General features: G+C 71.1%; 7 protein-coding genes. 5 read left to right on the top strand and 2 right to left on the bottom strand.

The genetic code is table 11. The features are described from left to right. The coding region (locus KF737_RS22375) for a hypothetical protein (protein WP_296460803.1) at positions 1-476 on the top strand (476 nt) is incomplete at its 5' end. An 18-nt stretch (positions 477-494) separates the two neighbouring features. Here the strand turns inward: KF737_RS22375 and KF737_RS22370 are convergent. After that, positions 495-1,166, bottom strand: a complete 672-nt coding sequence (locus KF737_RS22370) for a bifunctional 4-hydroxy-2-oxoglutarate aldolase/2-dehydro-3-deoxy-phosphogluconate aldolase (protein WP_296460800.1) — start codon at positions 1,164-1,166, stop codon at positions 495-497. A gap of 388 nt (positions 1,167-1,554) precedes the next feature. Further along, entirely contained in the window at positions 1,555-1,956 is a 402-nt protein-coding gene (locus KF737_RS22365; protein WP_296460798.1) for a nuclear transport factor 2 family protein, read from the bottom strand. 88 nt (positions 1,957-2,044) lie between these two features. Here KF737_RS22365 and KF737_RS22360 point away from each other — a divergent pair, with 88 nt between their 5' ends. The 4 genes from KF737_RS22360 to KF737_RS22345 all read left to right on the top strand — a co-directional run. Further along, on the top strand, positions 2,045-2,650 hold the full coding sequence (locus tag KF737_RS22360) for a TetR/AcrR family transcriptional regulator (protein ID WP_296460795.1): 606 nt from the start codon (positions 2,045-2,047) through the stop codon (positions 2,648-2,650). A gap of 11 nt (positions 2,651-2,661) precedes the next feature. Next, entirely contained in the window at positions 2,662-3,603 is a 942-nt protein-coding gene (locus tag KF737_RS22355) for a fatty acid desaturase (RefSeq protein ID WP_296460792.1), read from the top strand. Then, complete coding sequence (locus KF737_RS22350; RefSeq protein ID WP_296460789.1) at positions 3,600-4,547, top strand: zinc-binding dehydrogenase; 948 nt, start codon at positions 3,600-3,602, stop codon at positions 4,545-4,547. The genes KF737_RS22355 and KF737_RS22350 overlap by 4 nt, the downstream gene beginning before the upstream one ends. Before the next feature lie 348 nt (positions 4,548-4,895). Continuing rightward, on the top strand, positions 4,896-5,285 hold a 390-nt coding region (locus KF737_RS22345), incomplete at its 3' end, for a hypothetical protein (RefSeq protein WP_296460786.1).

Below are 5,285 nucleotides of genomic sequence, written 5' to 3'. Positions count from 1 at the left end.
TGGTCGCCGGCGGCCCGGCGGCCGATGCGCTTCTCGCCGTGGCGCCGGCGCCCGGCGAGCGGCCCACGCTGGAGGCGATCCGGCAGCGCGCCGCGGGCGTCCGCTGGGCGCCCCGGGCCACCGCGCCCGACCTGGCGAGCGGATCGCTGGGGGGCCTGTCGGCGTCGGTCGAAGGCCGCGGGGCGCCCAGCGCCCTGGGCTTCGGCTGGACCAAGATCGGCGCCGAGATCCCCTACGACGTGGTCAACGCCATGCGGGTCCGCGGCGCCCGGCTGGTCGAGATGTCGTGCGAGAAGCTGGGGACCGGCGAAGGGACCCGCGCCTATGCCGGAACGCTCGCCGGCCGCGCCCCCTTCACGGTCACCGTCGACCAGCGCACCGCGCCCACGGGCGGCGCCACCAGCTACTACTCGGTTTCCCTCGCCCTCGACGGCCGCCATCCGCCCCGCGGCCCCACCTCCGGCTGCGACTTCTGAGCCCGACCGGTCCCGGCGTCAGCGTCCGCGGATCGTCCTGATGAGCTGCACGGTGTCGCGCACCCGCGCCGCGATGCCGGCATAGTCCTTCGCGTCCAGCAGCGCCCTGGTCACCAGGTTCGAGCCCATGCCGCAGGCCACGATGCCGGCCGCGAACCATGGCGTCAGCGACGCCTCGGTCGCGTCCACGCCGCCGGTGGGCATGATCTTCGTCCAGGGCATCGGCCCCAGCACCGCCTTAACGAACTCGGGCCCGCCCACGGTGCTCCCCGGGAACAGCTTCACGATCTCGCAGCCCAGCTCCTGCGCCTGGCTGATCTCGGTGGGCGTCGCGCAGCCCGGCGAATAGGGGATCATGCGGCGGTTGCAGACCCGCGCCACCTCGGCGTTCAGCACCGGCCCCACGATGAAGTTCGCCCCGTGCGCCAGGTAGACCCCCGCCGTCGGCGCCTCGACGATCGAGCCCGCGCCCATGATCACGCTGGGGTCCGCCTTCGCGAAGTGCCTCGTCACATCCCGGAACACCTCGGCGGCGAAATCGCCCCGGTTGGTGAACTCGACGCACTTGGCCCCGCCGTCGGCGCAGGCCTGGATCACCTTCACGCAGACCTCGGGGTCGGCATGGTGGAAGACCGGGATGACCCCCTGATCCATCATGGCGTTCAGCGTCACGAGACGGTCGCGGGGCATGCAGGGCTCTCCTTGGACGTGGCGGCGCGCATCTAATCCGACGCGCGGCCCTCCAGGAAGACCGCGGCGCCGCCCGCCGCATGCCCTCCCCGCTCATCCCCGCGCACGCGGGAACCCAGGCTTCCTTCCGCCGCGATGAGCGCTATCGAGAACAACCGCCGACCGCCCGGCACGCCGCAGGCGCCCTCAAGATGGACCACGGAAAACACGGAAAACACAGAAGAGACTCCGCCCCTGAGCACACCCACGACCCGTTCGTGTCTTTCGTGTGGTTCGTGGTTGAATCCATGCGGCGCTGACGCCCCCTCCGCGCCCGAAGGTTCGCGCCGACGCTGACCCTTCCTCCGGATCGAAGGCCGGACCGCTGGCGGCCCGCCGGCTCGGAGCCTCAGCCGGAGAACACCTCGAGGCCGTGCATGGGATCGAGGTACTCGCGGACCTTCACGATCTTCCCGTCCCGCAGTTCGAAGAGGATGTGGTAGTCGTTGCTGTAGACCTTGCCGGTCTTCGTGACCGCGTGGGACCGCAGTTCGGCGGCCACGCAGTCGCCCTCCGCCACCATCCCCACCACCGTCATGGTCATGCCGCCCTCCAGCGCGCCGCCGTTGGTCCGCAGCATGTCGATGTACTGCGTCTTGGTCATGGTCCCGGCGCCCGCGAACAGGTGCGGCTTGCCGTTGATCCACCAGGTGAGGTCGTCGCTCAGCATGTCCCGGAACGACCTGAAGTCCTGCGTTCCGTAGAAGCTGCAGAAGCGCTCCACGAGCGCCTTGTTCTCCGCGATTCCCATCCGCCCTCCTCCGTCGCCACGCCGCGTCCCGCGACGCCCCGGCAAATCGCCGCTTGCGTTATGAATGATCATTCATTATTTTTCACGCATGGGCAGAGTCAAGGGCCTCACGCCGCAGGACACGCGCCGCCGGGTGGTCGACGGCGCCGCCGACGCCTTCGCCGAACTCGGCGTGGAGGCCGCGCGCGTGGCCGACATCGCCAGGGCGGCGGGGCTGAGCGCCGGCGCGCTCTACAATCACTTCGACTCCAAGGCCGAGCTGGTGGCGGCGGTCATCGAGGACCGCGCCTGCGAGGACATGCGCCGGAAGTTCCAGGCCGCGCCGACCCGCGACGTCCTGGCGCTGCTGCTGGCCCGGGGCAAGGAACTGGCCACGGTCGAGCAACCCGCGGCTCCCCTGATGATCGGCGCCATCGCGGCGGCCCGCGATCCCGAGATCAAGCGGGTGCTGAGCGGCCAGGTGGCCGGCACCGAAACCGAGCTCGTCGACATGATCGCGGCCGCACAGCAGGGCGGCCACATCGCCGGCGACATCGACGCCCGGGCCGCCGCGCGCTTCATGTACGTGGTCCTGCTCGGCGCCTACGCGGCGCGGCTGATGGACCTTCCCGACCTCGAGCCCGGCGCCTGGGACCACGTCATGACGAAGGTCTTCACGGGCCTCAACGCGGGCGCCCGGAACAACAAGCCCTAGGAGGACGCGTCATGGCGGACGGCGGCAACATCGACATCAGATCCGCGCGCGCCGCGGTCGGCCTCTCGCACGCCGAGGAAAAGCGCATCGCGCTCGCGCTGTCGCCGGCCGTCGCCTGGCCCACCCTGGCGCTCGCCGTCATCCTGCCGGTGAGCCTGATCGGGCTCATCTGGCTGGGCTGGACCGGCGCGGTTCCCTACGGGATCGCGAGCCCCGTGCTCGGGCTCCTGATGTACGCCCACTACACGCTCGTCCACGAGTCCGTGCATGGCAACGTCGTCGCGCGGCCGACGAGCCTCAACTGGGTCAACACGGTCGTCGGCTGGATCGGGTCGCTGGGCCTGGGCATGGGCTGGCCGCAGCTCCAGCGCGGCCACCTGCTGCATCACGCCCACACCAACACCGACCAGGACCCCGACATCGGCGTGAAGGGCACGTTCGCCGCGCTGCTGGTGAAGTGGATCATCGGCATCCCGCTGAACATGCTGCCGATGTTCACCCTGGCCATCATCATGCCCAAGCGGTGGGCCTACCTCCGCAAGACCCTGACGCCCGGCGAGCTCGTCGCGATCTCGGCCGTCGGCGTCGCCCAGATCGCGCTGCTCGTCGCCGCTGTGGCGACCGGATACTTCGAGCAGTGGCTGTGGCTCTGGCTGGTCCCCAAGGCGATCGCCAGCATCATCCTGATGACCTTCTTCTCCTGGCTGCCGCACCACCCCTTCGACAGCACCGAGCGCTACAAGAACACCCGCATCAGCCTCTGGACCGGCGGCACGCTGATCCTGCTCCAGCAGAACCTGCACCTCATGCACCACCTCTGGCCCAGCGTGCCGTTCTACAACTACGCGCGCCTGTTCCGGGCGCTGCGCCCCGTGCTCGCCATCGAAGGCTCACGGATCGAAGGCCTGATGGTGGGCCCCTACCGCCGGGACCTCTCCGGGCCCCGTCGTTGAAGGCCGTCACGATCGACCCCGCGGCGGGACTGGCGTTCCGCGAGCATCCGGACCCCCAGGCCGGCCACGGCGGCGTGCTGGTGCGGATCCGGGCCGCAGGCGTCAACAACGCCGACCTCGGCCAGGTGGCGGGCGTCTACCCCGCGCCGCCCCGGGCGCCGGCCGATATCCCGGGGCTGGAGTTCGCGGGCGAGGTCGTGGCGCTGGGCCCCTCGGCGACGCGCTTCTCGGTCGGCGACCGGGTCATGGGCCTGGTCGGCGGCGGCGGGCAGGCGGAGCTGATCGCCCTGGACGAGCGGGAGCTGATGCGGGTCCCGGCGTCGTTCTCCTGGGCCGAGGCCGGCGGCTTCCCCGAGGCGTTCATCACCGCCCACGACGCCCTCTTCACCCAGTGCGCGCTGCGCCCGGGCGAGCGCGTGCTGATCACCGGCGCGGCCGGCGGCGTGGGCAATGCGGGCGTGCAGATGGCCGCCGTGGCCGGCGCAGAGGTCGTCGCCTCGGTCCGCGACCCCGCACGGCGCCAGCAGGTCGCCGCCCTCGGCGCGCACCGGGTCATCGACCCGGCCGAGGCGGCGGCGAACGGGCCCTACGACGTCGTGCTGGAACTGGCCGGCCTGGACAGCTTCGATGCGCGGCTCCGGTCCCTGAACGTCGGAGGCCGCTTCGTCCTGATCGGCTCGTCCACGGGCTTCGAGGCGAAGGTGGACTTCATGCAGTTGGCCGCCCGCCGCGCGACGCTCCGCGCCAGCGGCCTGCGCACACGCCCCCTGGAAGAGAAGGCGCTGGCGACGCGAGCCGTCGAGCGGGAGGTCCTGTCCATGGTCGAACGCGGGAAGATCGCCGTCCCCGTCGCCGCCACCTTCGCCCTCGCGGACGCCGCAAGCGCCTACGAGGCCTACCGCACCCCCGGAAAGTTCGGGAAGATCGTCCTTCTCGCGGACTAGGGTCCGCATTCAACCGAAGGCCCGGTCTCCGAGGGATGAGCCGGCGGCTCTCTGCGCGCCGCAGGCGCTGTCGTTTCGAACCACCAAGGCCACCAAGCGCGCCAAGGGCGACGCCAGCCTCTTCGTGACCTTGGTGGGCTTGGTGTCGAATCAGCGGCGCTGACGCGCCACCCCGGAGCGGGGCAAGCCCTTCCTCCGCACGGGGCGAAGGACCGCTGGAGCGCGCGCTGAATGTGGATTGGTCCCAGGAGCCGGACTCACCCCGTCATCCCCGCCGGAGGGCCGTATTCGGCCCGTAGAGCCTGGCGCAGTTGACGGCCCCCGCATTATTGTTATATCTTTGTTCTCATGAACGCCGACGATCCGCGCAGTCGGCAGCTCGATGAGCTGCAGCAGGTGGCGACCCGCCTGGGGCTGGCGTTCGGGCGCGAGGCCGAGGCGGCGGAGACGCCGGCCGAGCGGGTGGCGCTGTTCAACCTCTTCGACCGCTGCTTCTTCTCGGTCAGGGTGTCGATCGCACTGCAACTGCGCCTGCGCCGCGAGGCCCGGCGGCAGGACCGCGAGGATGCGCGCGAGGACCGCGACGCTCCCGAAACCGAACGCGAGGAGGCCCTGGAACGCGCCGAGGCGCCCGAACGTCTCGACTATACCGAGCGCGACCGCGACCGGGAGGCCGAGCGCGCCTCCCTGCCCCTCCTCCTCGACACCCTGGACGGCGTCGTCTCCGGCGCGGCAGCC

Source organism: Phenylobacterium sp. (genome assembly GCF_019636135.1).
GTDB lineage: Bacteria > Pseudomonadota > Alphaproteobacteria > Caulobacterales > Caulobacteraceae > Phenylobacterium.
Note: the sequence above shows the minus strand (reverse complement) of the source record. Positions and strands in the feature narration are given on the sequence as shown.